At 44.1% G+C, this 3,383-nt stretch carries 2 protein-coding genes; one reads left to right on the top strand and one right to left on the bottom strand.

From position 1 onward, the window contains the following. Positions 1–156 precede the first annotated feature (156 nt). Entirely contained in the window at positions 157–2,379 is a 2,223-nt protein-coding gene (locus AC1DUA_RS30040; protein WP_477503230.1) for a heavy metal translocating P-type ATPase, read from the bottom strand. 231 nt (positions 2,380–2,610) lie between these two features. Between AC1DUA_RS30040 and AC1DUA_RS30035 the strand changes: the two genes are divergently transcribed. After that, positions 2,611–3,246: a YcnI family copper-binding membrane protein gene (locus AC1DUA_RS30035; protein ID WP_477503229.1), complete on the top strand. Its 636-nt coding sequence runs from the start codon at positions 2,611–2,613 to the stop codon at positions 3,244–3,246. The last annotated feature ends 137 nt before the right edge of the window (positions 3,247–3,383 follow it).

Here is a 3,383-nt window from a genome sequence, read left to right as displayed (position 1 = left end):
GATCGTCTACAATTATAACCCGAAAGGGCTGAGACATATGGATTCCTCCCTCCTTTGTTTATTAATAAATTGAATCCAAAAGGACGAGGTTACTATATACCTAACTATACTCAATTACTCAAAATTCAAAATGCCTCGAAAGAGCTATACAACATTTTAATTTCTCCAAGATGCTTTTTGCAGTCTGCTCGCATTTGTAACGACAGATACAGAACTTAGCGCCATAGCTGTTCCAGCGATCCAGGGTGTCAACAGTCCCATAAACGCTAGCGGTATAGCTAAGACATTGTACATTAAAGCAAAAATTAAGTTTTGACGTATATTGCGCATCGTCTTACGGCTCATCACCACGGCATCCGCAACGCCTCCCAAATCGCTATGAAGCAAATTGATATCCGCTGCATCCTTAGCAATCTCTGAACCGGTACCAACAGCAATACCAATATCCGCAGCTGCTAAAGCTGGGGCATCATTCACGCCATCACCGACCATAGCAACACGTTTCCCTTTTTGCTGCAAGCTTCTTACCAAATGAACTTTATCCTGTGGCAGCATTTCCGAATATATCGTTGTTATGCCAGCTCTTTCAGCTATCGCATTTGCTGTTTTACGGTGATCACCGGTTACCATAGCCACAACGATCCCCATTTTTTTCAATCGACGTATAGCTTGAGGTGTAGATGTTTTTAAAGTATCCATGAGTGCAATTACACCTGCAGGCATTCCGTCCACCGCTGCAAATAGCATCGTCTTGCCTTCCCTCTCTAACTGTTCTGTTACATGCGCAAACCTCTGGATGGAAATCTCGGACTGACTCATGAAAGCTCTAGAACCGATAAGAATCTCATGYTCATCTACTCGCGCCATCACACCAAGACCTGTTAGTGCTTGTGAAGATGACGTCTCTTTAACCTGTAGTCCGCGCCGAGCGGTTTCTTTCATAATCGCTTTCGCATAAGGATGTTCGATGCCCTTCTCAGCAGCAGCAAGCATGCGAAGAAGGCGATGTTCCTGGCCCGGATCCGTGATGATGTCTGTCACTCGGGGCGTTCCATGCGTAAGTGTTCCTGTTTTATCCATTAAAATAATATCGATCTGCTGCAATTGTTCCACATACTTGCCTTCTTTAAATAAAATGCCTGCCTCCAAGGCACGGCTTGTACCCACCAATATGGATGTTGGCGTCGCCAATCCTAAAGCGCAAGGGCACGCAATAACAAGCACGGCTATGGCTTTGAATAGCGCCCCTCTGAAATCCCCCGGCGTAAGCCACAGGGACCACAGGCATAATGTAAGCAGGGCAAGCACCAGAACAGCAGGAACGAACACAGCAGCTATTCGATCTACGTATCGCCCAATTTCAGCCTTCGAGGCCTGAGCTTCTTCCATCAAACGGATCATCTTGCCGAGCGAAGTGTGATGTCCAAGAGCATTCACTTGCATCGTAATTGCTTCGTCCCTATTGATAGATCCACCTACCAGGCGATCATATTGCCTCTTCTCTACAGGTACAGACTCCCCGGTAAGGAAAGCTTCATCAACGGCTGAGCGGCCACGAATAACTCGTCCGTCTGCAGGAACGATTTCACCGGGAAGAATGAGGAGCGTATCGCCGATTCTGACTTCTTGTATCGATATGCTCTCTGGTTGCTGTTCATTTCTAATGATTGTGACGGTTTGGGGGCTTAACCGTCGCAGTTGATGAATCGTYTTCATACTTTTTTCTTTCGCAGAAGCCTCAAGCCACTTACCAAGCAGCACAACGGTAATAATCATGGCGCTTGTCTCAAAATAGACTGCATGCGGGTCAGCTCCCCCAGAAAGAAGCATATGTATTGTCATGTAATKACTATATAAGTAAGCACAAGTCGTACTAAGAACGATAAGAACATCCATATTCGCACTTTTGCTTTTTATAGCCTTCCACGCGTTAAAATAAAATGGAGCTCCAATCACAAATTGAACAGGTGTAGCAAGCAGCCACTGGAACCATGGCTCCAGAAATAGATCAGGAATCCATATGCCCGATGTCATCGTATAATGACGGACCATTGCCCACAAAAGAGGAAGAGTTAATAATGCTGAAATCACTAATTTTAATCCTAGGCTAGAGACCGTTTGCTGGGAATCACTCGCTTCTTCTAAGCTTCTAGCTGAGTATCCCAGTTTCTCAATACGTTCAATAATTTCCCCTTTTAACTCTGTACCTGCGTCCAGTACCAAAGCCGCGCGTCCCAGGGGTAAATTGACAGCAATTTCATGAACGCCTGCCATTCTACTAACCACCTTCTCAATWCGYGCAGARCAKGCTGCRCATGTCATRCCCTCTATTTGCAGGTTTATTTTTTGAAACGTTACTTGTTCGTTCAAGCTCTGCACCTCCGATATCAATCTGCTCACTTACTTGCAACTATATGGGGGGTGATCCAAAATCATGCTAGACTCGCTGAAACTTTTCATATCGAGGTYAGTCKTAAATATCATAGAATGGAYAAATATGTGTCWYWAAATAGCTCTTTCGAGTCATGCTWATTTTTAAASATTAGGAGTAAATTAGGTAAGAGAAAGAACAATACGATCTAGAGTCGAAGTAATAAAGGAGAATATGAGATGAAAAAACTTATTAGTATGCTATCCATGAGCTTTGTGGCCATGCTATTATTTGCAGGCATCGCCAGTGCACATGTTGTTGTGTATCCCCAACAAACCACTCAAGGGTCTTATGAAAAATTTACAGTTCGTGTACCTACGGAAAAGGATGTTCCTACGGTTAAGGTAGAAATTAAATTTCCAGCTGAAGTGACCGTTTCTCGCTTTGAACCTATGGCAGGATGGAAATATGAATTAACCAAAGATAGCGCTGGAAAAATTACGAGTGTCATTTGGACTGCAACGGGGGATGGACTTTCTAACACCGAATTCGGTGAATTCAATATGCAAGGAAAAGTAGGAGATCAAGCAACCTCTATTGCTTGGAAAGCTTATCAAACATACAAAGATGGAAGTGTTGTTGAATGGGTCGGGGCAGCAGGTTCGGACAAGCCCGCATCCGTTACAACTGTAAATCCGAAGTCAGCGACTGCTGTACCAGAATCTGACGGTCATGGTAACCACGGCGGCGGCTCTACTCCAGCTGCAGCTGACGGGGGTACTGGAAGTACTAACCTTCCTTTGTATCTTTCTATTGCTGCGCTAGTTCTAGGCGCCTTATCGCTGCTTACTTCTTTGTTAAAAAAAGCGAAATAAGTTTAAAGTGCGTATCCAAAGAAAAAGATCGTTTCTTCCCTAAAAAGGTTGAAACGATCTTTTTTATTCGGCATTGAAAGATGGAGATTTCAACTGTTCCATTATTTCACCGTTATTGTCCCGTAGTACACATATAC

The organism is Paenibacillus sp. 01T422 (assembly GCF_056398785.1).
This window is presented reverse-complemented; position numbering and strand designations above follow the sequence as displayed.

What these genes read in the sequence shown, in the direction of transcription:
- AC1DUA_RS30035 (WP_477503229.1), top strand. Translation starts at nt 2,611, where the DNA reads ATGAAAAAACTTATTAGTATGCTATCCATGAGCTTTGTGGCCATGCTA.